The organism is Paracidovorax konjaci, from assembly GCF_900112675.1.
Classification (GTDB): domain Bacteria; phylum Pseudomonadota; class Gammaproteobacteria; order Burkholderiales; family Burkholderiaceae_C; genus Paracidovorax; species Paracidovorax konjaci.
The window spans coordinates 97025-123680 of the sequence record NZ_FOMQ01000015.1 but is presented as its reverse complement, the minus strand read 5'-3'; the positions used below and the strand labels follow the sequence as shown (position 1 = coordinate 123680).

The 26656-nt window shown below is 72.0% G+C and carries 24 protein-coding genes; 13 read left to right on the top strand and 11 right to left on the bottom strand.

Annotated elements, in window-relative coordinates; all coding sequences use genetic code 11:
* The 7 genes from BM144_RS19155 to BM144_RS19125 form a co-directional block, all read right to left on the bottom strand.
* Positions 1–502 (bottom strand): isocitrate/isopropylmalate family dehydrogenase (locus tag BM144_RS19155; protein WP_245783733.1); only part of this gene is annotated, 502 nt, incomplete at its 3' end.
* A gap of 22 nt (positions 503–524) precedes the next feature.
* On the bottom strand, positions 525–2156 hold the full coding sequence (locus BM144_RS19150) for an ABC transporter ATP-binding protein (protein ID WP_092956101.1): 1632 nt from the start codon (positions 2154–2156) through the stop codon (positions 525–527).
* Positions 2156–3046 carry an ABC transporter permease gene (locus tag BM144_RS19145; protein ID WP_092956099.1) on the bottom strand — a complete coding sequence of 297 codons (891 nt, stop codon included), beginning with the start codon at positions 3044–3046 and terminating at the stop codon, positions 2156–2158. Before BM144_RS19145 ends, BM144_RS19150 begins: the two co-directional genes overlap by 1 nt.
* Positions 3047–3087: 41 nt before the next feature.
* Positions 3088–4044 carry an ABC transporter permease gene (locus tag BM144_RS19140; RefSeq protein ID WP_092956096.1) on the bottom strand — a complete coding sequence of 319 codons (957 nt, stop codon included), beginning with the start codon at positions 4042–4044 and terminating at the stop codon, positions 3088–3090.
* A gap of 332 nt (positions 4045–4376) precedes the next feature.
* Complete coding sequence (locus tag BM144_RS19135) at positions 4377–5996, bottom strand: ABC transporter substrate-binding protein (protein ID WP_092956094.1); 1620 nt, start codon at positions 5994–5996, stop codon at positions 4377–4379.
* A gap of 89 nt (positions 5997–6085) precedes the next feature.
* Positions 6086–7375, bottom strand: a complete 1290-nt coding sequence (locus tag BM144_RS19130; protein WP_092956091.1) for an NAD(P)/FAD-dependent oxidoreductase — start codon at positions 7373–7375, stop codon at positions 6086–6088.
* 41 nt (positions 7376–7416) lie between these two features.
* On the bottom strand, positions 7417–8082 hold the full coding sequence (locus BM144_RS19125) for a haloacid dehalogenase type II (protein WP_092956088.1): 666 nt from the start codon (positions 8080–8082) through the stop codon (positions 7417–7419).
* Between the two features lie 645 nt (positions 8083–8727).
* Here BM144_RS19125 and BM144_RS19120 point away from each other — a divergent pair.
* The 7 genes from BM144_RS19120 (at position 8728) to BM144_RS19090 (ending at position 15765) form a co-directional block, all read left to right on the top strand.
* A complete protein-coding gene (locus BM144_RS19120) occupies positions 8728–9621 on the top strand; it encodes a GNAT family N-acetyltransferase (RefSeq protein ID WP_092956084.1) in 894 nt (297 codons plus the stop codon).
* Between the two features lie 73 nt (positions 9622–9694).
* Positions 9695–10630 (top strand): 2-hydroxyacid dehydrogenase, encoded by a 936-nt coding sequence (locus BM144_RS19115; protein WP_092956081.1) that lies wholly within the window; start codon positions 9695–9697, stop codon positions 10628–10630.
* Between the two features lie 199 nt (positions 10631–10829).
* Complete coding sequence (locus BM144_RS19110; protein WP_092956078.1) at positions 10830–12233, top strand: aspartate aminotransferase family protein; 1404 nt, start codon at positions 10830–10832, stop codon at positions 12231–12233.
* Positions 12234–12305: 72 nt separating this feature from the next.
* Positions 12306–12800: an Lrp/AsnC family transcriptional regulator gene (locus BM144_RS19105; RefSeq protein ID WP_092956075.1), complete on the top strand. Its 495-nt coding sequence runs from the start codon at positions 12306–12308 to the stop codon at positions 12798–12800.
* A 30-nt stretch (positions 12801–12830) separates the two neighbouring features.
* Positions 12831–13208 carry a (2Fe-2S)-binding protein gene (locus BM144_RS19100; RefSeq protein WP_092956073.1) on the top strand — a complete coding sequence of 126 codons (378 nt, stop codon included), beginning with the start codon at positions 12831–12833 and terminating at the stop codon, positions 13206–13208.
* Positions 13205–14602 carry an FAD/NAD(P)-dependent oxidoreductase gene (locus BM144_RS19095; protein WP_092956069.1) on the top strand — a complete coding sequence of 466 codons (1398 nt, stop codon included), beginning with the start codon at positions 13205–13207 and terminating at the stop codon, positions 14600–14602. The genes BM144_RS19100 and BM144_RS19095 overlap by 4 nt, the downstream gene beginning before the upstream one ends.
* On the top strand, positions 14599–15765 hold the full coding sequence (locus tag BM144_RS19090) for an NAD(P)/FAD-dependent oxidoreductase (RefSeq protein WP_092956066.1): 1167 nt from the start codon (positions 14599–14601) through the stop codon (positions 15763–15765). Before BM144_RS19095 ends, BM144_RS19090 begins: the two co-directional genes overlap by 4 nt.
* A gap of 85 nt (positions 15766–15850) precedes the next feature.
* On the opposite strand, the gene BM144_RS19085 is transcribed toward BM144_RS19090, so the two are convergent.
* Positions 15851–16843, bottom strand: coding sequence for a Bug family tripartite tricarboxylate transporter substrate binding protein (locus tag BM144_RS19085; RefSeq protein ID WP_092956134.1), 993 nt, complete (start codon positions 16841–16843; stop codon positions 15851–15853).
* Between the two features lie 184 nt (positions 16844–17027).
* On the opposite strand from BM144_RS19085, the gene BM144_RS19080 reads away from it, so the two are divergent.
* The 3 genes from BM144_RS19080 (at position 17028) to BM144_RS19070 (ending at position 20232) form a co-directional block, all read left to right on the top strand.
* Positions 17028–18008, top strand: a complete 981-nt coding sequence (locus BM144_RS19080; RefSeq protein WP_092956131.1) for a Bug family tripartite tricarboxylate transporter substrate binding protein — start codon at positions 17028–17030, stop codon at positions 18006–18008.
* 119 nt (positions 18009–18127) lie between these two features.
* Positions 18128–18796 carry a response regulator gene (locus BM144_RS19075; RefSeq protein WP_092956063.1) on the top strand — a complete coding sequence of 223 codons (669 nt, stop codon included), beginning with the start codon at positions 18128–18130 and terminating at the stop codon, positions 18794–18796.
* Positions 18793–20232, top strand: coding sequence for a sensor histidine kinase (locus tag BM144_RS19070; RefSeq protein ID WP_092956060.1), 1440 nt, complete (start codon positions 18793–18795; stop codon positions 20230–20232). The genes BM144_RS19075 and BM144_RS19070 overlap by 4 nt, the downstream gene beginning before the upstream one ends.
* A gap of 99 nt (positions 20233–20331) precedes the next feature.
* Here the strand turns inward: BM144_RS19070 and BM144_RS19065 are convergent, their stop codons facing one another.
* Positions 20332–21522, bottom strand: a complete 1191-nt coding sequence (locus BM144_RS19065) for an amidohydrolase (protein ID WP_092956128.1) — start codon at positions 21520–21522, stop codon at positions 20332–20334.
* Between the two features lie 2 nt (positions 21523–21524).
* Positions 21525–22223: an HAD-IA family hydrolase gene (locus tag BM144_RS19060; protein ID WP_092956057.1), complete on the bottom strand. Its 699-nt coding sequence runs from the start codon at positions 22221–22223 to the stop codon at positions 21525–21527.
* Positions 22224–22560: 337 nt separating this feature from the next.
* Here BM144_RS19060 and BM144_RS19055 point away from each other — a divergent pair, with 337 nt between their 5' ends.
* Both BM144_RS19055 and BM144_RS19045 read left to right on the top strand, forming a co-directional pair.
* Complete coding sequence (locus tag BM144_RS19055) at positions 22561–23496, top strand: hypothetical protein (RefSeq protein ID WP_092956054.1); 936 nt, start codon at positions 22561–22563, stop codon at positions 23494–23496.
* Between the two features lie 159 nt (positions 23497–23655).
* A complete protein-coding gene (locus tag BM144_RS19045) occupies positions 23656–24699 on the top strand; it encodes a hypothetical protein (RefSeq protein ID WP_139225778.1) in 1044 nt (347 codons plus the stop codon).
* Positions 24700–24811: 112 nt separating this feature from the next.
* On the opposite strand, the gene BM144_RS19040 is transcribed toward BM144_RS19045, so the two are convergent.
* Entirely contained in the window at positions 24812–25927 is a 1116-nt protein-coding gene (locus BM144_RS19040; protein ID WP_092956044.1) for a PA0069 family radical SAM protein, read from the bottom strand.
* A gap of 152 nt (positions 25928–26079) precedes the next feature.
* On the opposite strand from BM144_RS19040, the gene BM144_RS19035 reads away from it, so the two are divergent.
* Entirely contained in the window at positions 26080–26637 is a 558-nt protein-coding gene (locus BM144_RS19035) for a hypothetical protein (RefSeq protein WP_245783732.1), read from the top strand.
* The last annotated feature ends 19 nt before the right edge of the window (positions 26638–26656 follow it).

The following is a 26656-nucleotide window of genomic DNA, read 5'->3' as shown; positions in this document are numbered from 1 at the left end:
CGGCGCCCTTGCGCGAGTAGACCGATTCCTGGATCACGATCTCGCGGTCCGTGCCCTCGTACATGATGCCGCCCAGCGAGGTGTACTCGCCCTCGGTGTTCTCGCGCACCACGTAGTAGTCGATGTCGCCGGGCTTCCTGCCCGCCAGCGGGCACGGCACGCCCTCGAAGAGGCGCACGGGGCGCAGGTTGATGTACTGGTCGAACTCGCGGCGGAATTTCAGCAGCGAGCCCCACAGCGAGACGTGGTCGGGCACGGTGGCCGGCCAGCCGACGGCGCCGAAGAAGAGCGCGTCCATGCCCTTGAGCTGCTCCTTCCAGTCGGCCGGCATCATCTGGCCGTGGGCCTGGTAGTAGTCGCAGCTCGCCCATTCGAAGGTGTGCAGCTCCAGCGCGAAGCCGAAGCGCTCGGCCGCCGCCTGGATGGCCCGCAGGCCCTCGGGCATGACTTCCTTGCCGATGCCGTCTCCCGGCAGCACGGCGATGCGGAACGTGGTTTCCATGGTTCTCCTCCAGTGGTGGGATTCAGGCGGCCCGGGCCGTCGCGCGGGCCGCCGCGTCCTGCTCCTCCAGCCAGCCCTGGCGCAACTCGGGCACCGAGCGCGCGAGCAGTTCGTAGTACGGGTGGTGCGGCCCGCGGTCGAAGTCCGCGCGGGCCACCTGCGCCAGCTTGCGGCCGTGCTGCATGACGACGATCTCGTCGCACACGGCGCGCACGGTGTGCAGGTCGTGGCTGATGAAGAGGTACGACACGCCCAGGTCGCGCCGCAGCTCGGCCATCAGGTCGAGCACGGCCGCGCCCACCACGGTATCGAGCGCCGAGGTGACCTCGTCGCAGAGGATCAGGTCCGGGTCGGCCGCGAGCGCGCGGGCCAGGTTCACGCGCTGCTTCTGCCCGCCCGAGAGGCCGCCGGGCAGGCGGTCTTCCACGCTGTGCGGCAGCTTCACGAGGTCGAGCAGCTCGCGGATGCGCCGCTGCAGCGCCGGGCCGCGCAGCCCCTTGTAGAACTGCAGCGGCCGCGCCAGGATGCGCCCGATGGTGTGCGCCGGATTGAGCGCCGTATCGGCCATCTGGAACACGATCTGGATGCGCCGCAGCTCCTCGCGCTCGCGCCGGTCCAGCGTGGGCGCCAGCTCGCGCCCGCCGAACACCACGGTGCCGGCGTGCGCGGGGATCAGCCCCGCGATGGCGCGCGCGAGCGTGGTCTTGCCCGAGCCCGACTCGCCGATCACGCCGATGGCCTGTCCGCGCCGCACGGTCAGGCTCACGTCCTCCAGGATCAGGGCGGCCGGGCGGCCCTGCGCGTCCTTGAGGCCATAGCCGGCCGAGAGGTGGCGCACGTCGAGCAGCACGCTGCCCTCGTCCCCCGCCCCGCCCTCGCGCGGCACGGGCTTCGCCGCGGCCAGCAGGCTGCGCGTGTACGGGTGCTCGGGCGCTTCGAGGATGCGCGGCGTGGCGTTGATCTCCTGCATCTGCCCGCCCCGCAGCACCAGGATGTGGTCGGCCATCTGCGCCACCACGGCGAGGTCGTGGCTCACGTAGACGGCGGTGGCGCGGCGCTCGCGCACCACGCGGCGGAAGGCGCGCAGCACTTCGATCTGCGTGGTCACGTCCAGCGCCGTGGTGGGCTCGTCGAGGATCACCAGCTCCGGGTCGGTGATGAGCGCCATGGCGGCCATGATGCGCTGCAGCTGCCCGCCCGAGACCTGGTGCGAGTAGCGGCTGCCGATGGTGTCGGGGTCGGGCAGCGCCAGTTCGCGGAAGAGCTGCACGGCCTTTGCCTCGGCCTGCGCGCGCGGCAGGGTGCCGTGGATGCGCGCGGGCTCGATCACCTGGTCCATCAGCGTGCGCGACGGGTTGAACGAAGCCGCCGCGCTCTGAGCGATGTAGGCCACGGTGCGCCCGCGCAGCGCGCGCTGGCCGGCCGGCGGCAGGCCCAGCACGTCCACGTCGCCGATGCGCACGCTGCCGCCCGATATCTCGCAGCCATGCCGCGCATGGCCCATGAGCGCCAGCGCCGTGGTGGTCTTGCCGGAGCCGGATTCGCCGATGAGCGCCAGCACCTCGCCGGGCGCGATGGTGAAGCCCACCCGGTCCACGAGGGTCTGGCCCCCCGCGGTGACGAGCAGGTCCTGGACGGTGACGGATGCTCCCATCAGCGGGCTCCTCGTTCGCGGGCCGCGCGGCCCGGCAGGTGGTCGATGACGAGATTGACCGCGATGGTCAGGCTCGCGATGGCGAGGGCCGGCGCGATCACCGCGGCGGCGCCCTCGGGCAGTGCGCCGATGTTCTCGCGCACCAGCGATCCCCAGTCGGCCTCGGGCGGCTGGATGCCCAGGCCCAGGAAGCTCAGGCTCGCGAGCAGCAGCACCACGTAGACGAAGCGCAGGCCCAGGTCGGCCAGCATGGGGCCGACGATGTTGGGCAGGATCTCGCGCAGCATCACGTAGAGCGTGCCCTCGCCGCGCGTGCGGGCCACGGTGACGTAGTCGAGCGCGTTGATGTTCACGGCCAGCGAGCGCGCGATGCGGTAGGCGCCCGGCACGTAGATGACGGCCGCCGTGGCCACCAGCATGGCGACCGACGAGCCGAAGCCCGCCACCATGATGAGCGCGAACATCTTGCTCGGGATGGCGGTGAGCGTGTCCAGCACGCGGCTCAGCACCGCATCGAGCCGGCCGCCCACGGCGGCGGCCAGCAGCGCGAGGCCCGTGCCGGTGCCACTTGCGAGCAGCGTGGCCAGCAGCGCCACGCCCACGGTGTAGCGCGCGCCGTACACCACGCGCGCCAGCATGTCGCGGCCCAGGTAGTCGGTGCCCAGCCAGTGCGCGGCGCCGATGGGCGCGAACACGTCGGTGCCGCCGCCGGCCGAGGGCGCATCGGTCAGCAGCATCGGGCCGAACAGCGCCGCCAGCATCCAGAACAGCAGCACGGCCAGCGCCGCGAGGCCCAGGGGCCCGAGGCCGGCGAGCCAGCGCAGCGCGCGCGGGCCGGCCCGCCGCGCGGCAGGCGGCGCGGCGCCGGGGGAAGAAGAAACGGTGTCCATCGTGCGGAACTCCTTGAGCGGGAAGCAGGACCTCGGGGAGGTCAGCGGTGGCGCAGGCGCGGGTTGGCGACGATGCCGCACAGGTCGGCCAGCGTCACGAGGATCAGGTAGCCCGCGCAGAAGATCATGGCGCAGGCCTGCACCAGCGGCATGTCGCGCTGGGTCACGCCATCGACCATCAGCTTGGCGATGCCGGGATAGTTGAAGATGGTCTCGATGATGATCACGCCGCCCAGCAGGTACGACAGCGACAGCGCCACCGCGTTGGCGATGGGGCCCACCGCATTCGGCAGCGCATGCGCCATCACGGTGCGCAGCGGCGACGCGCCCTTGAGGCGCACCATCTCGATGTAGGGCGCTTCGAGCTGGTCGATCACGGCCGCGCGCGTCATGCGCAGCATCTGCGCCACGATTACGCAGCACAGGCTCAGCACCGGCATCGCGAAGGCGCGCAGCATCTGCCCCACCGATTCGATGTCGTTCACATAGGAAAGCGCGGGCAGCCAGCGCAGCTGCACCGCGAACACCAGCACCGCGAGCGTGGCCACCAGGAACTCCGGCACCGACACCACCGCCACCGCCCCGGTGGAGACCGTGCGGTCGAACCACGACCCGCGCCACACGGCCGAGGCGATGCCCAGCGCGAGCGCGATCGGCACCGAGAAGAGCGCCGTCACCGCGGCCAGCAGCAGCGAATTGGGCAGCCGGCTCGCGATCAGCTCACCCACGGCCATCTGCGTGGTGGCCGAGGTGCCCAGATCGCCACGCGCCACGCCGCCCAGCCAGCGCACGTAGCGCAGCGGCGCGGGCACATCCAGCCCCATCTGCGCACGCAGCGCCGCCAGCGCCTCGGGGGTGGCGTCCTGCCCGAGCTGTTCCTGCGCGGCATCGCCCGGCAGCACGGCCGTGATCGAAAACACGATCACCGACACCGCGAGCAGCGACAACAGCGCCAGCAGCACGCGCTGCACCAGCAGCTTGAGGATCACACGGTTCATGAAGGGCCCATATCCGTATCAGTTGTCCAAGAAGACTGTCTCTGCCATAAGCAATGCCATATGCCATATGCCATATGCCATCTGCCGGCCAGCGCGCGCGGCACATACACCCGCGCAGCCTCGCCCGTCAGAAGGCCGCGGAGCAGGCCAGGCCAGCAGGCGCCGTGGAACCGGCTTCGCCGGGCCACCGGCGTCGTCCCCCTTCCCGGCGAAGCCGAGAGAAGGGGCTGAGGGCCGCGGCTCCGAGCCTGCCTGCGCAGGCTTGGACGTGCCCGAAGGGCTGACGCCTCCGGCGTCCGCACGGAGCGGCGCAGCCGCTCAGGGGGTTGCCGTCAGGCCTCCAGCCACACATTCTCCGCAAACGAATAGCCCATGAGCCCGCCCAGCGGGATCGGCGACAGGCCCTTGAGCTTGGTCGAATGCCCGTCGATGCTCGCGAGGAACAGCGGGATGCCGATGCCCGCATCCTGGTGGATCATGGTCTGCATGTCGGCATACAGCTGCTTGCGCTTGTCCTGGTCGGTCTCGGCGCGCGAGGCCAGCAGCATCTGGTCGAACTGTGCGCTCTTCCAGCGCGACTCGTTCCACGCCGCATCCGATTTGAAGAACTGCGTGAGCAGCGTGTCGGCGCTCGGGCGCGGGTTCACGTTGCCGAAGCCCACCGGGTTGGTCAGCCAGTGGTTGGACCAGTAGCCGTCGGCCGGCATGCGCTTGACGTCCAGGTCCAGCCCGATGCGCTGGCCCGCCTGCTGCAGCAGCAGCGCGATCTCGGTGGAGTACATCGCGGCCGGCGAGGTGACCATCGGCACCTTGCCCGTGACGCCCGACTTCTGCAGGTGGAACTTCGCCTTCTCGGGGTCGAACGCGCGCTGCGGCAGGCCCGCGAAGTAGAAGCGATTGGTGGGGTCGATGGGCTGGTCGTTGCCCAGCACCGCGTAGTCGAGCGCGATGGTCTTCTTCATCTGCTCGCGGTCGAAGAGGTGCTTCATGGCCAGGATGAAATCCGGGTTCGCGCCCGGGCCCATGTCCTTGCGCAGGATCAGGTCGGTGTACTGGCCCGACTGCGTGGTGAAGATCGCGTAGCCGGGCGTGCCCTTCACGCGGGCCACGGCGCGCGGGTTCACCGAGGCCACCAGGTCCATGCCGCCCGAGAGCAACGCGTTCACACGGGCCGACTCGTCGCCGATGCCCACGAACTCGATCTCGTCGAGGTAGGGCTTGCCGGGCTTCCAGTAGGCGTCGTTGCGCACCACCAGCGAGCGCACGCCGGGCTTGAATTCCTTGAGCTTGTAGGGGCCCGTGCCGATGCCGGCGTTGAAGTCGGTCGTGCCGTCCTTGACGATGTGGAAATGGAAGGTGCCCAGGATCACGGGCAGGTCGGCGTTGGGCGCCGACAGCACGATGGTCACCTCGCCGGGACCGGAGGGCTTGACGCTCTCGATCTGGTCGGCCAGCACCTTGGCCTTGGAGGCCGTGGCCGGGTCCTTGTGGCGCATGAGCGAGAACACCACGTCCTCCGGCGCGAGCGCCTTGCCGTCGTGGAAGACCACGCCCTTGCGCAGCTTGAGCACCCAGGTCTTGGCATCGGCCGTGGAGAACGATTCGGCCAGCGCGGGCTGCGGCGAGAGGCTGCCGTCCAGCGTGAAGAGGCCGTTGTAGATCATGTTGCCGCGCGAGTAGTCGGTCTGGTTCGACTGCTTGGCGGGGTCCAGCGTGTCGGTGGCCGCGGCCGTGGCGCCGGCCACGCGGATGCGCCCTCCGCGGCGCGGGGTCTGCGCATGCGCGCTCACCGCCATGGTGGCCAGGCCGCCGGCCAGAGAGACCTGCATGCCGCCGGCCAGGAACATGGCCAGCACGTCGCGCCGTGACGCGCCCCGCCGCAGGGACTCCATCACGCGCTGGCTTTCTGCGGTGCCGACGAGGCCGTCGAGCTGGTGGTTGTTTACGCTCATGGTGGAACTCCTGTATGACCTGTTGGGAGGGGGAACGGGGGAAAGGGAAACGGGTGGACGGGGGAAACGTGTCTGGCAGGCAGCGGCGCCTAGGCGAGCCGGTCCTTGAGCCGGTAATAGAGGCCCACGGCCGGCAGGAACCACGGCGTGCCGAAGTGCCCCGGAATGGCGGGCCACTCGCGCCCCCGCCAGGGGTTGGCGGCCGCGTTGCCGGCCATCACCTCGGCCATGCACTGGCCCATGTGGACCGACATCTGCGTGCCGTGGCCGCTGTAGCCCAGCGCATGGAACACGCCATCGCGCTCGCCCGCGTGCGGCAGGCGGTCCTGCGTCATGTCGACGAGCCCGCCCCAGCAGTGGTCGATGCGCACGTCGCCGAGCTGCGGAAAGGTCTGCGCGAGCCCCGCACGCAGGATCTCGCCGCTGGCGGCGTCCTGCTGCGGGCTGGAGACCGCGAACTTCGCGCGCCCGCCGAACACCAGGCGGTGGTCGGCCGTGAGGCGGAAGTAGTGGTGGATGTTGGCGATGGTCACGTAGGTGCGCCGCCCGGCCAGCAGGGCCTGCGCGCGCTCCGCGCCCAGCGGCTCGGTGACCACGATGAAGCTGCCGATCGGCACGATGCGCCGGCGCAGCCAGCCGAAGGTGCCGTAGCTGCCGTGGCGCGATGCGCCCGTGGCCAGCAGCACCTGCCTGGCATCGACCGGGCCGCGCGCGGTGTGCACGCGGTGCGCCTGGCCCTGCAGGCGCTCCAGCCGGTCCACGCGGGTGTCCAGGTGGATCTGCGCGCCGTGGCGCACGGCAGCGCGGGCCAGCCCCTGGGCGAAGCGCCCCATGTGCATCTGGCCGCTGCGCCGGTAGAGCAGCCCGCCCACGAAGCGGTCGCTCTGCACCTCGGCGGCGACGCGGGCGGCATCGAACACGTCCACGTCGGTATCGACGCCATCGGCGATCAGGCGCTCGGCGCTGCGCCGCAGCGCGTCCAGGTGCTGCGGGCGCGTGGCCAGCTTGAGCTTGCCGTTGCGGTGGAAGTCGCAGTCGATGGCTTCCTCGCGCACCAGCCGGGCCACCGTGTCCACGGCGGCGTCGTAGGCGTGGTACCAGGCGCGGGCCTGCTGCACGCCGACGCGGGCCGCCACCTCGGCATAGTCCACGGCCAGGCCGTTGTTGACGTGGCCGCCGTTGCGCCCGGAGGCCTCGGGCGCCACGGTGGCGCCGGCCTCCAGCACGGCCACGCGCGCGCCCTGCCGGGCCAGTGCGTGCGCGGCCGACAGGCCCGTGAAGCCGCCCCCCACGATGGCCACGTCCACGCGCTCGGGCAGGCCCTGCGCGGGCACGCCCAGCGGGGGCAGCGAATCCAGCCAGTACGGTTCGAGCTTCATGGGATGCGGCTTCCGGAAGGTGGGCGGGTGAAAGGAGCCGGTCAGAGGCCGACGACGCCCGGCAGGCCGCCGATGTCCTTGATCTCGGTGTAGCGGTAGGCCGGGTTGCCCGGGCCGTGGCCGCGGTTCACGAACACCTTGTGGACGATGCCGATGTCGTCGGCCGACATCAGGTCGTAGCGCAGGCTGGAGGACACGTGCAGCACGTCCTCGGGGTTGCAGCCCAGCGAATCGAGCATGAACTCGAAGGCCTTCAGGCGCGGCTTGTAGGCCTGCGCCATCTGCGCCGTGTAGACGCGGTGGAACGGAGCGCCCAGCAGTTCCACGTTGCGGTGGATCTGGTCGTCGGAGGCGTTCGAGAGGATCACCAGCGGGATCTCGTGGGCGATCTTCGCGAGGCCGGCGGGCACGTCGGCATGCGGGTCCCAGGTGGGCACGGCGTCGTAGTAGCGCTGGGCCTCGTGGTCGAAATACTGCAGGTTCCACTTCTTGCACAGGCGGCGCACGGCGTTCTTCAGCACCTGCTCGTAGGGCTGCCAGTCACCCAGCACTTCGTCGAACCGGTAGGCCGTGAAGTCGGCGACGAATTGCTCCATGCGATCGGCCGGCACGCGGTCGGCGAACATCTCGCGGGCCATCTCCCCCATGCGAAAGCGCGTGAGCGTGCCGTAGCAGTCGAAGGTGATGTACTTGGGACGGAAGGTCATGGTCTCGGTTCCTGAAGTGCTCTCTCGGGTTCTGCCGGTCGCCGACCGGGGCGGGCCGCGCGGTGCTGCTTATGCCCGTTGCGCGACAGTGTCATTACGAAGTGATTGAAGCATGCGCATTCGCGGTCGTCGTTGGGAATTGCGGGGGTGGCACGCATGGAAGTTGCGGTTTGCGGGGGCCTTGGCGGCATGCTGTGCGGTGCGCACCGCGGGTGTGCAGCCCTGCACCGTTAGTGCGCCGCAGCAAGGCCGGCGGGCACGCTTTTGAAGCGCGCGGCGGCCTGCGCGGCGGGCCGCGCGGGCCCGCAGCCGCGCACCGGCGGGGCGCGCGCCGCCGGGGCATCGGCCCGTGGGTGCGGCCATCCGCCGGGGGTCGGTGAGAGAAGGCATGGGTCGTGGCCCGTGCACCCGCCGGTGGGCGGGCGCGCGGAGAAAAATGGGGGTGGATCGCCCTGACGATGCTAGGCAACATGCCCCGGCATTTGTGTCCGTAACGGGCGGAGCCGCCGCAGCGAATTGCAAAACCGCCCCGCGCGGCAGACGAAGCTTGCAAGTTGCGGGCAAACCCGCACAGCGCACTGGCACGGTGCGCGGATGTCGTCCAAGATGGCTGCCAATCACTCCTCGCGCCAAAGGACACCGCCCATGCTTTCCTCCCCTTCGCTCGCCGCCGGCCCCGTCGCCGACGACGGCGTGCTGATCCGCCCCATGACCGAAGCCGACCTGCCGCAGGCGCACGCGCTGTCGGCCGAACTGCGCTGGCCGCACCGGCCCAGCGACTGGGCGCAGATGTTCGCGCATGCCCAGGGCATCGTGGCCGAGCGCGACGGCCAGGTCGTCGCCACCGCGCAGCGCTGGCTGTGGGGCGAGCGGCACGCCACCATCGGCCTGGTGATCGTCTCGCCCGCCTGCCAGGGCCGGCGCATCGGCCACCGCCTGATGTCCACGCTGCTGGAGGGCCTGGAAGGCCGCACGGTGCTGCTGCATGCCACCGCCGAGGGCCGCGGCCTCTACGAACGCCTGGGCTTCGTGCGCACGGGCGAGGTGCGCCAGCACCAGGGCACGGCGCTGCCCACGCCGCTCATCGCGCTGCAGCCGGGCTGGCGCCTGCGCCCGGCCGGCGCCAACGAAGCACCGGCCCTGCGCCGCCTCGATGCCGAGGCCCGCGGCATGCCGCGCGATGCGCTCATCGACGACCTGCTGGACGCCGCCCAGGACTGCGTGGTGCTGGTGGACGAAGACGCCACACCGCGCGGCTTCGCGATGCTGCGGCGCTTCGGGCGCGGCCACCTCATCGGGCCCGTGGTGGCGCCCGACACCGAAAGCGCCAAGGCCCTCATCGCGCACCTGGCCGGCCTGAACGCCGGGCATTTCACGCGCATCGACATCGACTGGGACAGCGGCATCGCCGAATGGCTCGAGAGCATCGGGCTGCTGCGCGTGGACGCGCCCACCACCATGGTGCGCGGCGCCCCGCTGGCGCAACCCGGCGACGGCGGCGCGCGCCTGGTGGCCATCGCCACGCAGGCCATCGGCTGATCGATCGCGCCCGCCTCTTCTTCTTTTTTCCCCTTTGCCTTTCCCTTCCGCCCTTTCTTCGCCGCCCGACTCCATGCCTTCCGAGACCTTCCTCTACAAGTCCGATCCCGTGCGCGGCCGCCAGTGGGCCGAGGTGTTCCGCGCCCAGGCGCCGGAGATCGACTTCCGCATCTGGCCCGACACCGGCGACCCGGCGCGCGTGCGCTTCCTCGCCGCCTGGGAGCCGCCCGCGGACATCGCCACCGCCTTCCCGAACCTGCAGGTGCTCTTCTCCTCGGGAGCCGGGGTGGACCAGTTCGACATGGCGGCGCTGCCGGCCGCGCTGCCCGTGGTGCGCATGGTGGAGCCGGGCATCGTGCACGGCATGGTCGAGTACGCCTGCCATGCCGTGCTCGACCTGCACCGCGACATGCCCCAGTACCGCCGTCAGCAGCAGCGCGCCGAGTGGCGCGCCCTGCCGGTGCGCACGGCCGGCGAGCGCCGCGTGGGCGTGCTGGGCCTGGGATCGCTCGGGCAGGCCGTGCTCGCGCAGCTCACGGGCTTCGGCTTCGCCTGCGCGGGCTGGAGCCGCTCGCGCCACAGCGTGCCGGGCGTGCAGTGCTTCGCGGGCGAGGACGAGCTGCCCGCCTTCCTGGCGCGCACCGACATCCTCGTGTGCCTGCTGCCGCTCACCGATGCCACGCGCGGCTTCCTGAACGCCGCGCTCTTCGACCGCCTGCCGCACGGCGCCAGCCTGGTGCACGTGGGCCGCGGACCGCAGCTGGTAGACACCGACCTGCTGGCCGCCCTGGCCACGGGCCAGATCGCCGAGGCGGCGCTCGACGTGACCGACCCCGAGCCCCTGCCCGCCTCGCACGCCTTCTGGCGCCACCCGCGCGTGCGCCTCACGCCGCACATCGCGAGCATGACCCAGCCCCGCACCGCGGCCGCCGCGGTGATCGGCAACCTGCGCCGCTTCGCGGCCGGCGAGCCGATGCAAGGGCTGGTGGACCGCGCGCGCGGCTACTGAGAAGAGCGGCTGCGGGAACGGGCGCCGCACGATCTGCTGTCCGCGCCCGCACAACCGCAGCCTGCTGCGCGCGGCGCGGCCAATGCAGCACCACGCGGCGGGCAGGCGGCCCTAAGCTGAACGCATCGACCGCCTTGCCTTTTTTCCGCTCGTCCGACGATCCGCCCGTCCGCATCCCCGCCCTTGAAGGTGCCCCCGCATGAACCAGCTCGCCGACCTTTCCTCGCTCGCCTCGCTCGATGCCATCGACCGGGCGCACCTCATCCACCCCGTGTCGTCCTGGCGCGCGCACGAAGAGCGCGGCCCGATGGTGCTGTCCTCCGGCCGCGGCGCCTGGCTCACCGATGCGAAGGGCCACGAACTGCTCGACGCCTTCGCGGGCCTGTGGTGCGTGAACGTGGGCTACGGCCAGGAGAGCGTGGTGCAGGCCGCCGCCGAGCAGATGCGCCGCCTGCCCTATGCCACGGGCTATTTCCACTTCAGCAGCGAGCCCGCCATCCGGCTGGCCGAGAAGCTGGTGCAGATCGCGCCGCGCTCGCTCAACCACGTGTATTTCACGCTGGGCGGCTCCGATTCGGTGGACGCCGCCGTGCGCTTCATCGTGCAGTACTACAACGGCACGGGCCGGCCGTCCAAGAAGCACTGCATCGCGCTGGAGCGCGGCTACCACGGCTCGTCGTCCACGGGCGCGGGCCTCACGGCGCTGCCGGTGTTCCACCGCGGCTTCGATCTGCCGCTCGCCACGCAGCACTACATTCCCTCGCCCAACCCGTACCGGCACCCCGCGGGCGCCGACCCCGAGGCGTTGATCGCCGCCTCGGTGGCGGACCTGCGCGCCAAGGTGGCCGAACTGGGCGCCGAGAACGTGGCCGCCTTCTTCTGCGAGCCCATCCAGGGCTCGGGCGGGGTGATCGTCCCGCCCAAGGGCTGGCTCAAGGCCATGCAGGAAGCGGCCCACGCGCTGGACATCCTCTTCGTGGTGGACGAAGTCATCACCGGCTTCGGCCGCACCGGCCCGATGTTCGCCTGCGATGCCGAGGGCGTGGAGCCCGACCTGATGACCGTGGCCAAGGGCCTCACCGCCGGCTACGCGCCGATGGGCGCCACGCTGGTGAGCGACCGGGTCTATGCCGGCATCGCCGATGCCGCGCCCAAGGGCGCGCCCATCGGCCACGGTGCCACCTATTCGGCCCACCCCGTGAGCGCGGCGGTGGCCCTCGAAGTGCTGCGTCTCTACGAAGAAGGCGGCATCCTCGCGCAGGGGCAGCGCGGCGCGGCGCATTTCTCGGCCGGGCTGGACGCGCTGCGCGGCCACCCGCTGGTGGGCGATGCGCGCCACCGCGGCCTGCTGGGCGCGCTGGAGCTGGTGAGCAGCAAGGCCTCCAGGCGCGGCTTCGATCCCGCGCTGGGGCTGGCCGACCGCATCTTCGCGGCGGGCTACCGCCACGGCCTGGTGTTCCGCTCGTTCGGCGACCAGATCCTGGGCTTCGCGCCGGCGCTGGTCTTCACCGAGTCCGAGTACGCGCTGCTCTTCGAGCGCCTGCGCAAGACGCTCGACGAGGTGCTGGCGATGCCCGACGTGCGGAAAGCCCTGACGGACTGATGCCGCGCGGCGGCGCGAACCCGCCGCCGCGCGCACACTCCAAGCCTCCTTCCTGATTGCACTGCCGCCGCCATGAACGAAGCCTTCAAGATCGACCGACTGGACCTGCGCATCCTCGCGCAACTGCAGAAGAACGGGCGCATGACCAACGTGGACCTGGCCGACGCGGTGGGGCTCTCGCCCAGCCCGTGCCTGATCCGCGTGAAGCGCCTGGAGCAGGCCGGCTACATCGCCGGCTACGGCGCGCACCTGCGCCTGGAAAAGCTCGGCGACACGCTCACCGTGTTCACCGAGGTCACGCTCTCGGACCACCGCCGCGAGGATTTCGCGCGCTTCGAGGCGGCGCTGCGCGAGGTGGACGAGGTGCTCGAATGCCACCTCGTGAGCGGCGGCTACGACTACCTGCTGCGCTTCATCACGCGCGGCGTGAACCACTACCAGGAAGTGATCGAGGACCTGCTGGAGCGCAACATCGGCATCGCCAAGTACTTCAGCTACATCGTCATCAAGTCGCCGTTCATCAAGACGCACTGCCCCATCGAGCGGCTGTTCCCCCACCAGCGCTGACGCCCGCGCCCCTTCTCCCTTCTGCCCGCCATGGCCGACATTCCCCACCGCCCGCCGGCACGCTTCGTGCGCCTGGCCGAAACCGACCGGCCGCCGATCGCGCTCTCCATCGACGGCGAGCCCGCCGCCGCGCTCGCGGGCGACACGCTGCTCGTGGCGCTGCTGCAGCACGGCCGCCGCGTGCGCGACAGCGAGTTCGGCGACGGCCCGCGCGCGGGCTTCTGCCTGATGGGGGCCTGCCAGGACTGCTGGGTCTGGACGCCGGAGGGCGGCCGCGTGCGCGCCTGCACCACGCCCGCCGGGAACGGCATGGAAGTGCTCACGCGCCCGCCCGCCAGCCACTGGCCCATGACACCGGACCTGCAGGCCACGCTCGCGCGGGCCGACAAGGCCAGGGGCGCGGCATGAGCGGCGGCGCCTCCCCCCGCATCGTCATCGTGGGCACCGGCCCGGCCGGCGTGCGCGCGGCCCAGGCCGTGGTGCAGGCCGGCATCCGCCCCACCGTGGTGGACGAGGGCCGCCGCGACGGCGGGCAGATCTACCGCCGCCAGCCCGAAGGCTTCAGGCGCTCCTACGCCAGGCTGTACGGCACCGAAGCCGCCAAGGCCGAGGCGCTGCACCGCGATTTCGACGCGCTGCGCGCGCAGGTGGACTACCTGCCCGAGACGCTCGCCTGGAACGTGACCGCGGGCGAGCTGCACGTGGCCCACGGCGCCACGCCGCGCACCCTGCCCTTCGATGCGCTCATCGTCTGCGCGGGCGCCACCGACCGGCTCATGCCCGTACCGGGCTGGCACCGCGCCGGCTGCTACAGCCTGGGCGCCGCGCAGATCGCCCTCAAATCCCAGGCCTGCGCGATCGGCTCGCAGGTCGTCTTCCTCGGCAGCGGGCCGCTGCTGTACCTCGTGGCCTCGCAGTACCAGCAGGCCGGCGCGCGCGTGGCCGCGGTGCTGGACACGTCGCCCGCCTCCCGCGCGTGGAACGCCCTGGGCGGGCTGCTCGCGCGGCCGGGCCTCGCGCTGCGAGGCATGGCCCTGATGGGGCAATTGCGGCGCGCGGGCGTGCCGCTGCTGCAGGGCGTGGAGCCGGTCGCCATCGAAGGCGACGACGCGCTCGGCGTGCAGCGCGTCACCGTGCGCGACACGCGCGGACGCGAACACTTTTTCGACTGCGATGCCGTGGGCCTGGGCTGGCACCTGCGCGCCGAAACGCAACTGGCCGACCTCGCGCGCTGCGAGTTCGCCTTCGAGCCCGTGAGCCGCCAGTGGCTGCCGCGCATCGACGCGGACGGCCGCGCCAGCACGCCGGGCGTGTACCTGGCCGGCGACGGCGCGCGCATCCTGGGCGCCGACGGGGCCGAAGCCGCGGGCCGGCTGGCGGCGCTGGCCGCGCTGGCCGACCTCTCCCACGATGCCGGCCGCGACCGCCATGCGGCCGAGGCGCCCTCGCTGCGCCGCACGCTGCGCACCATGGACCGCTTCCGCGAAGGGCTGGCGCGCGCCTTCCCGTGGCCGCACCGGCAGGCCGCCCGCCTGCCCGACGAGGCCGTCGTCTGCCGCTGCGAGGCCGTCACCGCCGGCGAGCTGCGCCGCTGCGTGGCCGAGAAGGACAGCCGCGAGGTGAACCGCGCCAAGGCCTTCAGCCGCGTGGGCATGGGCCGCTGCCAGGGGCGCTTCTGCGGCCATGCCGCCGCCGAGATCGTCGCGCACGCCTGCCACATCCCCGTCGAAGCGGTGGGGCGGCTGCGCTCGCAGGCGCCCGTCAAGCCCCTGGCGATGGGCACGGGCGAGGTCGCACCATGACCGGCCCCGCCGCGAACCACAGCGACGTGCTCGTGCTCGGAGGCGGCCTGATGGGCACCACCACCGCCTTCTTCCTGCGCCGGCACGGCCTCTCCGTGACCCTGCTGGAGCGCGAATTGGTGGGCCGGCAAGCCAGCGGCACCAACTTCGGCAACGTGCGCCGCCAGGGCCGCGCGCTGCACCAGATGCTGCTGGCCAACCGCGCCCGCGCCGTCTGGGGCCGCGTGGGCGCTCTGCTCGGCGAAGACCTGGAGTTCGTGCCCCACGGCCACCTGCGCGTCTGCTACACCGACGCCCAGGCCGCCGCGATCGCGCAGCACGCGCGCGACGTGAGGCCCCTGGGGCTGGACCTGGAGATCCTTACCGCCGCCCAGTTGCGCGCGCGCTGGGGCATCTTTGCGCCCGGCATCGTCGCGGGCTCGCTCTCGCCCGATGACGGCCATGCCAACCCGCGGCTGGCCGGCCCGGCCTTCGCGCGCGCCGCGCGCCGCGCGGGTGCCCGCATCGTCGAGCATGCCGAAGTGCTGCGCGTGGAGCACGGCGGCGAGGGCTTCACCGCCCACACGGCCGACGGCCGCAGCTTCCGGGCGCCGCAGATGCTGGTGGCGTGCGGCGCATGGTCCAACCGCATGGCCGCGCAGTTCGGCGAGCCCGTGCCGGTGGAGGCGCGCGGCCCGCAGATGGGCGTGACCGAGCCCCTGCCCTACGCCATCGGCCCGTCCATCGGGCTCTCGTCGCCCATCGAGCACGAGGGCCTGTACTTCCGCCAGATCGCACGCGGCAACATCGTCTTCGGCGGCGGCCTCAAGGGCCCCGCCGACGCGCAGCACATCCGCGCCTACGTCAAGCCCGACAACATCCTGCGGCAGATGCGCGAGCTGCGCCGCTTCGTGCCGGCATTCGGCAACGTGCAGTTGATCCGCGTGTGGAGCGGGATCGAAGGCTATACGCCGGACTGGCAGCCCGTGATGGGGCCGAGCGCCCGGGTGCCGGGGCTGCACTATGCGTTCGGCTTCAACGGCGAGGGCTTCGCGATCAGCCCCGGCGTCGGGGAGACGATGGCGGAGCTACTGGCCACCGGCACCACGTCGATCCCGCTGGAGCCCTACGCGGTGGCGCGCTTCGCCGGGCAGGCCGCGCAGCCGTCCGCCCAGGCCGCCTGAGGGTGTTTGATGCTCCATGCCGCCGATTCCATTGAATAGTTTGCTACAAATTCAATAGCAAACCGGTTTGCACGGAGGGGCCGGCCTACCGCGCGGCGTTCAGGCCGAACTCCTGCGCCAGCGCGCGGTAGCGGGCGATCTGCTGCTGCACGTAGGCGTCCAGCTCCGGGCCCACCAGGGCCAGCGGGAACAGGCCGCGCTCGGTGCGCAGCCGGTCGTAGGCCGGCGTGGCCATCATCGCGGCGAAGGTCCTGCTCCAGGCCGCGTAATCGGCGTCGGAGACCTTCGGCCCCAGGTAGAAGCCGCGCACGATGGGCCATTCGATATCGGCGCCAGCCTCCTTCGCTGTGGGCACCTGGGCCAGGTCGCCGGGCAGCCGTTGGCCCGCCATCACGGCCAGCACGCGCACCGCCGCGCCGGCCTTTTGCTGCTGCCGGGTCTCGGCCACATCGCCCATGAAGACGTGGATGTGGCCGCCCTGCAGTGCGCGCATCGCCTCGCCGCCGCCCTCGAAGGCGACGAAGCGCATGCGCCGCGGGTGGACGCCGGCCGCGCGTGCCAGCAGCGCCGCCTTCATCCAGTCCTGGCTGCCGATGGTGCCGCCCGCGCCCAGCACCACGCGGGACGGGTCGGCCCGCAGCGCCTGCATGACGTCGGCCAGCGTGCGGTAGGGCGAGTGCTCGGAGACCACCACCGCGCCGTAGTCGGTGCCCACCGCGGCCAGCCAGCGCACCTCGTTCCCGGTATAGCGGCCGAACTTGCCCTGCGCCAGATTGAGCAGCGACCCGCCGGAGAAGGCGACCAGCGTGCTGCCCTGGCCGGGGCGCTGGGCGATGACGGTGTTGTACGCCACGGCCCCGATGCCGCCGGGCAGGTAGCCCACGCGCATCGGCTCCGCGAGGTAGCGGCCCTCCTGCAGCGCGGCCTGCGCGAGCTGGCAGGTCAGGTCGAACCCGCCGCCGGGCTTGGCGGGCGCGATGCATTCCGTGCGGTCCAGCGGGCCCGCGGATGCGGCGGATGCGGCCATCGGGCCCAGGGCGAAACCGCCGAGCAGCGCGAGGAAAAGGCCTGTCTTCATGGTGTCTCCTGCCATCGGGGGAAAAGCGCGGCGCCCGGCCGGCGGCCGCCCACCTAGGGTAAACAGGGGCCGCGCTGAAAGCCGTTTGAAAGGCCCGCCAGCGGATGATCATGCCTCCCAGAACAACCCAGTGGAGACGCGCGTGCCCTCATCTTCCATCACGGCGCAGGAGCGCCATTTCGCGATGCAGCGGCGCCAGTGGCTGCTGGCCGCGGGCGCAGGCGCGGCCGGCGCGGCGGGCCTGCTGCCGGGCCGGGCGAGCGCGCAGGCCGCATGGCCCTCGAAATCGGTGCGCTTCGTCGTGCCCTTCGCGCCGGGCGGCAGCTCCGAGATCGTCGCGCGCAGCACGGCGGTCGAGCTGTCCAAGACCCTGGGGCAGAACGTCTACGTGGACAACAAGCCGGGCGCGGCCGGCAACATCGCCATGTCCGAGGTCGCCCGCGCGGACGACCAGCACACCCTCATCCTGGGGCACATCGGCACGCTGGCGGTCAACCCCTACATCTTCGACAAGCTGCCCTGGAGCCCCAAGGACTTCAAGCCCGTGAGCCTGCTGGCGAAGGTGCCCAGCCTCTACGTGGTCCACCCCGACGTGCCCGCCAGGAACCTGCGCGAATTCATCGCGCACGCCAAGCGCAACCCGGGCAAGCTGAGCTACGGCTCGGCCGGCAACGGCAGCGCCGGGCACCTGGCCTTCGAGTACCTCAAGATGGCCGCGGACGTCTTCATGCTGCACGTGCCCTACAAGGGCACCGGGCCCATGCTCACCGACCTGATCTCCGGCCGCGTCGATGCCTCGGCGATCGGTGCGGCGGCCATCATCCCGTTCATCAAGTCCGGCAAGGTGCGCTGCATCGCCACCGGCTCTTCCCAGCGGCTGCCGCAGCTGCCCGACGTGCCCACGGTGGCCGAGCAGGGCTTTCCCGGCTTCGAGATGACGCAGTGGTACGGCATGCTGGCGCCGGCCAGCCTGCCCCAGGCCCACATCGACAAGCTGGCCGCCGAGACCATGAAGGCCGTCAAGGCCCCCGAGTCGCTGCGCAGGCTCACCGGCGACGCCGCCGAGGCCATCGGCGGCACGCCCGAGCAGTTCGGCCAGTTCATCGCCGTCGAGCAGGAGCGGTGGAAGAAGGTCATCGCCCGCGCGCAGATCAAGCCCGATTGAGCGGCGGCCGGGCGGACGGGCACCCCGGGCCGCGCGGGTTTTCTCCGGGCGGGAGGGCAGGCCGGCCGTCCGGGACAATCGCGATCGCCGGAGCCCTGCCCCTCCCCCTGGAACACCGAATGCGACTGCTGCTTGCCGAAGACGAATCCGACCTTGCCGGCTGGCTGGTGAAGGCGCTGGCGCAGGGCGGCAACCAGGTCGATTGGGTGGCGGACGGGCGGCTGGTGCGGCGCGCCCTGCGCGCGCAGCGCTACGACGCGCTGATCCTGGACCTGGGCCTGCCGGGCCTCTCGGGCGAGGCGGTGCTGCAGGGCCTGCGCGAAGACGACGACCCCGTCCCCATCCTGATCCTGACCGCCCGCGACACGCTGGCGCAGAAAGTGTCCACGCTGCGCGCCGGTGCCGACGACTTCCTGGCCAAGCCCTTCGAGGTGGAAGAGCTGGAGGCCCGCCTGCTGGCCCTGGTGCGCCGTGCGCGGGGCCGCGGGCCCGCGCGGTGGACCTGCGGCCGGCTGGCCTTCGATGCCGGCACGCGGCGGTTCGACGTGGACCGCGAGCCGCTCGCCCTCACGGCGCGCGAACATGCCGTGCTCAGCGCGCTGGTGCAGAGCGGCGGCGAGCCACTGGGCAAGCGGGACCTGGCCGAGCGCGTCTTCGCCGGGGACAGCGACGTCCACCCGGAGGCGATCGAGGTGCTGGTCCACCGCCTGCGCAAGCGCCTGGCCGGCACCGGCGCGCAGATCTCCACGCTGCGCGGCCTGGGCTACCTGCTGGAGGCGGCCGAGTGAACCTGGACGCGCTGCACCGCGTCAGCCTGCGCCGGATGCTGATCGCGGTGCTGCTGGCGGGGGTGCTGGCCGGCAGCCTGCTGCAGGTGGGGCTCACCTGGCACACGGCGCGAGCGGCCGTGAACGCGGCGTTCGACCGCTCGCTGTTCGGCGCCATCAAGGCCATCGACGCCAACGTCTCCACCGAAAGCGGCGGCCTGGCGGTGGAGCTGCCCTACGTGCTGTTCGAATTCTTCGAGCTGGCCGCCAGCGGGCAGGTGTACTACCGCGTCGCCACGCAGGACGGGCTGGTGGAGATCGGCAGCCCCGACCTGCCGCTGCCGCCGCAGCCGCTGCGCGACCGCCAGCCGCACTTCGACACGGTGGAGTACGCGGGCTCCAGCGTGCGCATCGGCACCTACGTGCGCCCGCTCGACCACCCCGTAGGCGGCAGCAGCGACCGCCGGCTGGTCATCCAGGTGGCCGAGCCCTTCGCGTCGCGCGACCAGTTCAGCCGGCAGTTCATCGTGGGCGCCGTGGTGCGCGACGCGCTGCTGGCCGCCCTGGCGGCGGGCATGACCGCCGCGGCGGTGGCCTGGTCGCTGCGGCCGCTGCGGCAACTGCGCCAGGAGGTGCAGTCGCGCGCGCCGGAAGACCTCTCGCCCATCGACACGCGCCGCGTGCCGCGGGACGTGCTGCCGCTGGTCGAGGCGATGAACGCGCACATCCTGCGCTACCGCGATCTGCTGCAGGCGCAGCGCCGCTTCGTGGACGACGCATCGCACCAGCTGCGCACGCCGCTCAGCACGCTGCTCACGCAGGTGGCCTTCGCCCAGCGCGCGCCCGACATGGACGGCATGCAGCAGGGCCTGGCCGCGCTGCGCGAGCAGTTGCGCCACACCGTGCGGCAGACCAACCAGATGCTCGCGCTCGCGCGCGCCGACACACTGGACGTGCCGCTGCAGCCCACCGACCTGGCCGCGCTGGCGCAGGACGTGGCCAAGCGCTGGTGGGCTCCGGCCCGCAGCCGCGGCATCGACCTGGGCTTCGAGATGCCGGCCGCCCCGCCGGCCGTGCACGCCCACCCGGGACTGCTGGAAGAGGCGCTCTCCAACCTGATCGACAACGCCCTGCGCCACGCGCCGGACGGCGGCCGCGTGACGGTGGCCGTCGGGCAACGCCAGGGCGCCGCCACCCTGTCGGTGAGCGACAACGGGCCCGGCATCCCGGCGGACGAACTGCCGCTGGCCACCGAGCGCTTCTTCCGGGCCAGCAACTCCCGGGGCACCGGCTCGGGGCTGGGCCTGGCGATCGTGCAGTCGATCGCCAGGCGCCACCACGGCAGCTTCGAGCTGCAGCGCGGCCCCGGCGGAAGCGGCCTGCTGGCCACGCTGGCGCTGCCGCTGCCCCCGCCGGTGCCTGGCGGGGATGCCGCAGATTTGCTACCAAATAAATAGCAAACTATTCAATGGATACGGCGGCATGGAGCACAAAACATTCGCAGTGCCGGCGGGTGCCCGCGGGCCCGACCTCGGCGTGCACCCGCTCCCGGTGGGTCAGCCCAGCGCGCGCCGCGCCACCTCGCAGAACCAGCGCACGCCCAGCGGCAGCGCATCGTCGTTGAAGTCGTAGCACGGGTGGTGCAGCGGCCGCTCGCCGTCGGGCCCGGGGTCGGCACGGCCCTGGCCCAGCCAGAGGTAGGCGCCGGGTTTCTCGCGCAGCATGAACGCGAAGTCCTCCGACGTGAACGCCGCGCGCGGCGCCGCCTCGGCGCGCAGCCCGATGGCGGCGGCGGCCTCCAGCGCCAGGGCGGCCTGCGCCGGGGTGTTGACCGTGGCCGGGTAGTAGCGCACGTAGTTCACCTCCACCGCCGTGCCGCTCGCGATCGCCACGCCCGCGCACGCGGCGCGCAGCGCGGCCTCGATGCGGTCCTGCGCCTCGGCGTCGAAGCTGCGCACCGTGCCGGTGATGCGCACCTCGGCCGGCAGCACGTTGTGGCTTTGCCCGCCCTCGATGCGCGTGACCGAGAGCACGGCCGATTCGCCGGGGTCGATGCGGCGCGACACGATGGTGTTGAGCTGCGCGACGAGCTGGCTCGCGGCCAGGATCGCGTCGGGCGTGTGGTGCGGCTGCGCGGCATGGCCGCCGCGCCCGCGCACCGTGAGGTCGAAGCGGTCGGCCGCGGCCATGATCGGGCCGGGCCGCGTGCGGGCCGTGCCCAGCGGCAAATCGGGCCAGTTGTGCAGCGCGTAGACGCTGTCGCACGGGAAGCGCTCGAACAGGCCGTCCTCGATCATGCGGCGCGCGCCGCCCTGCCCTTCCTCGGCGGGCTGGAAGATGAAGTGCACCGTGCCGTCGATCCCGCCCGCACGCACGAGCTGGCGGGCCGCGCCGACCAGCATGCTGGTGTGCCCGTCGTGGCCGCAGCCGTGGTGCGCGCCGGCATGGCGGCTCGCATGCGCCGCGCGGCCCAGCTCCACCATGGGCAGCGCGTCCATGTCGGCGCGCAGGCCCACGCTGCCCGTGCCCGGTCCCCGCCGCAGCGTGCCCACCACGCCGGTGCCGCCGATGCCCTCATGCACCTCCAGCCCGAGCAGGCGCAACGACTGCGCCACGATGCCGGCGGTGCGCCGCTCCTGGTAGGCCAGCTCGGGGTGGACATGCAGATCGCGCCGCAACGCGACCAGATCGGGCAGCAGGTCGGCCACGGGCCGGGCGATGGCCTCCAGTTCGCCGGCGGCCTGCAGGCTCACTGCCCGGCCTCCACCGCGTCGGCGAGTTGGGCCAGCGTGTGGAAGTGGTAATCGGGCACCGTGTGCTCGGATTCGATGGTGCCGCCCGAATCCTTCATGCCATGGCGCCGCTCGATCCAGCAGCTCGCGATGCCGAGCCGCCGCGCGATGCCGATGTCGTGGTACTGGCTCTGCGCCACGTGCAGGTTGTCCGACTGCCGGAAACCCCAGGCCGCCTCGAAGCGGCCGCGCGCATAGGCGAAGTAGCGCGCATCGGGCTTCTCGCACAGCGCATCGTCGGCGGAGAGCAGCAGGTCGAACGGCGAGCCCAGCGTGCGGTCGAAATGCGCGAGCGCCCAGGCCTGCGCGTTGGTCATGGTCACCAGCTTGAAATGCCGGCGCAGCCGCTGCAATGCCTCGGGCGCATCCGGGAACGCGGGCCACTGCGGCACCGAATCGCGGAACCCCTCCGCCAGCGCGTCGCTGTCCGGCAGGCCGAGCTGCGGCGCGATGGCGTGCCAGCAGCGCACGAGGTCGTCGGGATACGCATCGGTGTCGCCGCTCTTGCGGGCCGCGCGGTAGGCCGCCAGGAAGGCTTCGTCGGTCACGGGCGTGCCGGGCACGGCTTGGCGCAGGTAGGCCAGCATGCCGCCCTCGAAATCGATGAGGGTGCCGACGACGTCGAAGGTGAGCACTTTGAAATCACGCAGGGCCATGGGATCGAGACTCCTTGAAGCAGGGACAGGTGCGAAAGCGACAGCAGAAAGCGGATGCGCGGCGCGCGGACCGCGGGGCGGCGCATTTGCACGCCCAGGCTTCGAGCTTAGGAATTTCCGGCCCCGCTGCGCGGCCGAAACGCGCGGCGCAACCGCAGCAGATTGCGTTTTGGCGGCGGGCGCCGCAGATTGTTCTTGTGGGCAACGCCACGGCCCGTGCGCCCCTGCTTCGCACGAAGGCGCGGCACTTCGCGGAACGCCGCCGGTTCCATGCCGCCAGCCGCAGCATCCGGGCTCCCGTCCTCTCTGGACCGATCCCTCCATTTCATACCACGCCATGGTCTCCCCCCTCCGCACCGCACCATCGTCCGCTGCCGCCCGCCCCCATCCAGCCGCCGATGCCAAAGGAAAAAACGCCCCCGCGTCCACTCCGCGGCACAGCGCCAGCACATCCTTTTCCGGACCGATCTCCCCGCGCCAGGCCAGCGGCGGCGCCCGGCCCGCATCCGCACGGAAATCCCTGAAGGATGCGGGGGGCACGCAGCAGCAACAGCAGCAGCGCGGGCTGGAGAACGCCACCTCCGCGCGCACCTCGCCGGCCTTCGGCGACAGCCCCCTGTATGGCCAGGACGATGCGAGCATCGAGCAACTGCTCGAGGGCCTGCGGGATGACGGTGTCCTGCAAAAGCATTCGATTCCCAACGCGGATACCGGCCCGGCCCTCGCGCGCGAAGACTTCCTGAAGGAAGCGCCACGGCCCGCCGGCAAGGCGCCGGCCGGGGCGGACAACGGCTCCATCCGCTGGGCGCCCGATGCGAACCTGGCGTCGCTGACCTGGCAGCAGATCAGCCAGCGGCAGCGCTGGGACATGCGCGTGGCCTTCCTGCAGCAGAACGATGCGAAAGGTATGGAACTGTGGACGGCCTCCCGGGACGGCAACGCCACGGCCCAGATCGCGCTGGAGGACCATCTGCTCCTGAAGCAGTACGCCACAAAGCCCTTCCGGTTCCCCCCGAAGCCGCACCACCACGCCCGGGCCGCCGAAAACCGCCCACCCGAGCCGACCCCGGCATCGCTCGCGTCCTTCGAGGCCGACTTCCAGGAATACAAAAAAGGCACCGCCGGCCACCGGGGGCCCAGCTACATGGACCAGGTGATGTCCGGAAAAATCCAGCCACCCGCCCTGCCCCGCGGCGGCAGCGACGGCTCCGGGCCGTCCAGCCCCGCCCCGGCGGACACGCCCGCGGACACCCCGCGGCACCGCGGGGACTGAACGCACGCAGTGCCAGCGGCGCTGCCAGGCCCGCCCCGCTCCTTCCACCCCGCACGGCCGCTTCGCCGCACCGCACACCGCTTCGCACAGCCTTCGCCGCCCCATGCCGCACGAGCGAGGATGTGCAAGCCCCCTCCCGCCCCAACCCAGAGCCCGCCCATGAAGAGCACCCTCAGCCGAATCTTTCACCTCCACCGCCCCGGCACTTCCGCGGCACAGACCACAGCGTCCGCAGCGGGAGCAGGCTCTTCGTCCGGCGGCAGGACCTCCCGCTCGACGTCCAGCGATGGCTCCGGGCCGTCGTCCGCCCTGCGGGCCCGCCATTCCAATGCCGCCAGCGCGGGCGCGGCATCGCCCCGGCAGGCGTCGCCGAGCAGCGTGCGGGCCCACCGGGACGGCGACATCCTGGCAGCCATCGCGCACATGAACGGCGGCAACCCCTCGTCGCCAACGCCGGCCACGCCCAGCCGCAGCGAGCAGGCCCACCGGCAGGCCGACATCCAGAGCGCGATCGAGCACATGCAGGGCGGCGCCCCGAAGCCTCGCCAGCGCACCACGCTTCAGGATGCCTTCCGCCAGCAGGACGCCGCAGACGCCGCAGCCGGCAGCCAGCGCAGCGACAGCTTTTCCTTCCGCAACCCGGCCAGCGGGGGGGCCGACGAAGCATCGGCGGGCACATCGTCTTTCGACGCCCACCCTTTCGCAAACCGCTCGTCCGACACGGCGGGCACGCGCCGCCCGACGGACCCGGAGGACCGCGTGCCCGATTTCGACAACGAATCCCTCGACGATGACGAGATCGAGGCCCTCATCGCATCGCTGCGCCCCGAAGGCACCGCCGCATCGACCCCGAGCGAAGAGACCGATGCCGCCATCAGCAGCCGGCGCAGCGACACCTTTTCGTACCGCCGCTCGGATTCCGGCAGTTCCGGTAGTTCCGGCAAGGCATCGGCAGGAAGTTCGTCTTTCGAATATGCCCCCCACGCGGACCGGTTGTCCAACGCGGAAAGGGACACCATCAAGAAGCTCACGAAAAGCACCGCAGAGAAGCAGCAAGCCGCCGGAGCGGCTGGGCCATCGCAATCGGAACCGGCACACGACATCTCCTCCGAGCGCAGCGCCTCGATTGCCGAGTACCACCGCAGCGCCCTTCCGCCGCACCGGGAATCACCGCCGAAGAAGTTGCCTTCGATTCCGGAGTAGGCCCGGGCAGCCCGCGATGCCGCCCACACGGCCGGCACCCGCCAGCGGAGCGCCGGCCCTCCGCTGGCCGCAGCCGTGGGCGCCCATGCCTTGCGGAGTCCCGCGGCGCAGGTCAGAACAAACTCGCCTGCCCCCGCGCCAGCCCCGGCCGGTACTGCTCCATGTCCAGCTCGATGCGCTGGCGGTTCAGCCCCAGGCGCCGGCAGGCCGCCATGAACCGCTGGCGCAGCAGGTCGGCCCACAGGCCCGAGCCCTTCATGCGCGTGCTGAAGTCGCTGGCGTAGCTGCGCCCGGCCGCGCGCGCCTCGGCGCTGAGGCCGTGCAGGTCCTGGATGCGCGCCATCACGCGCTCGGCGCGCTGCGGGTAGTGCAACTGCAGCCATTCGCGCATCAGGCCGTCCAGTTCCCAGGGCAGGCGGATGGCCGTGTAGAACGCCGAGGTGGCGCCCGCGTCGCGCGCGGCCTCCAGCACCTGCTCCATGTCTTCGGTGATGAACGGGATCTGCGGCGCCACGCTCACGCCCACGGGGATGCCGGCCTCCACCAGCGTGCGGATGGTGCGCAGGCGGCGGTGCGGCGCGGCGGCGCGCGGCTCCAGGCAGCGGGCGAGCGCCGGATCGAGCGTGGTGACTGTGACGTAGACTGCCGCGAGGCGGCCGTGCGCGAGCGGCGCGAGCAGGTCGATATCGCGCTCCACGCCGCTCGACTTGGTGATAAGCGAGAACGGGTGCCGCACGTCGCGCAGCACCTCGATCACCGCGCGCGTGAGCCGCAACTCGCGTTCGACGGGCTGGTAGCAGTCGGTGGCCGAGCCGACGTTGAGCAGGTGCGGCACATGGCCCGGGCGCGCGAGTTCATCCCGCAGCACATCCGCGATGTTGTGCTTGGCGATGATGCGCGTCTCGAAATCCAGCCCCGGCGAGAGGTTGAGGTAGCTGTGGGTGGGCCGGGCGTAGCAGTAGACGCAGCCGTGCTCGCAGCCGCGGTAGGGGTTGACCGAGTGGTCGAAGAAGATGTCGGGCGAGTCATTGGCGCAGATCGCGCTGCGCGCGGTCTCGTGGATGACCTGCGTGGCCGGGGGCGCGGGCGCGCCGTCCGCGTCCACGGCGTCCAGGCCGCCCCAGCCGTCGTCGAATGCGCCGCGCTCGTCGCGCATGAACCGGTGCGGCGTACGCGCCGCGGTGCCGCGGCCCTTGATGGCCTGGAGCGGGACATGGACTTCGGTCATGGCGTGCCTTCGCAACAAAACTGTATGAATATACAGCCATCGGATACACTGCGCGTGGCACGAAGATTTCGCTCCGTGGCACAGTGCAACGTGGCCCGGGCGCCTGCCGCCAGCGCCTCGCCTTCCGTGACGAACCGCCTCCCCCGCCGCCCATGACCTCGCCCTCCAGCCCCACCGCCGATTCGCTGCCGCCCGCCCCCCTGGCGGACGCTGCCGCAGCGCCTGCCACCTTCCTGCAGGACGGCGCCGCGCGCGCGCAAGACGCTGCCGAACCGGCAGTCTCGGGCTGGTGCGCCACCACGCGCCGCTGGGGCCGGGGCGACTGGACCCCGGAATGGTTCTGCGCCTTCCTTGCGGGCAACCAGCGCGAGCAGAGCCGCTTCCGCAAGGAACTGGCCACCATGCGCGGCTCGGTGGTGTGGCTGCTGCGCCAGCGGCGCCAGGGCCACTGGAGCGCCGACGAGCGCGAGCGCCTGCGCGGGGTGATGCGGTCGGCCTCGTCGGTCAGCCCCTATCTCCTGGTCTGGGCCGTGCCCGGATCGATGCTGCTGCTGCCTTTCATGGCCTGGTTCATCGACCGCCGCCGCACCGCGCGCGAGCAGGCCACCATCGCGGTGATGCCGTTGCAGGGTGCGGTGCCCCCGGTTGCTGCCCCGCTCGTCTCCCCCGCGGAGCCTGCCGACCGGCCCGTGGGCACCCCGCTGCACTGACGCCCGCGAATGCGGCGGC